This window comes from Dellaglioa sp. CoH-55-MRSF-8, assembly GCF_056782195.1.
Window position 1 is genome coordinate 1 of record NZ_JBXAYH010000092.1, and the last position, 392, is coordinate 392.

1 protein-coding gene is annotated in these 392 nt (G+C 57.4%); it reads left to right on the plus strand.

Annotated features, from left to right (window positions below; all coding sequences use genetic code 11):
- Window positions 1-61: 61 nt before the first annotated feature.
- Window positions 62-392 (plus strand): NUDIX domain-containing protein (locus AC1RPW_RS08050; protein ID WP_481769451.1); only part of this gene is annotated, 331 nt, incomplete at its 3' end.

Consider the following 392-nt stretch of genomic DNA (forward strand, 5'->3'; position numbering starts at 1 on the left):
GTACCTGCGCGAGCACTCGTATCGCGGGCGCGATGGTATGGGGTTGAGGTACGCCCCAATCATGACGACTGCGGATTCAGTGATCATCCAATCTGGGCACGTGCTTCTCGGACGACGCAAGTTCAATCCGGGAAAAGGCCTGTGGGCACTCCCGGGTGGCTTTGCCCACGCCGGAGAAACCATCTTCAACACGTCATGCCGCGAGGCAGTTGAAGAAACGCGTATTCAGGTAAGCCGCGATACGATGAAGCTGGCCTTCCGATTCAAGCAGGTATTCTCGGACCCGAATCGCGGAGAAACTCGTGGCCGGATCGTGACACATGCATATCTCTACCTGCTGAACGACTCGGAAAAGCTGGTGGAGGTGAGGGCCGATGACGACTTCGCAGAAG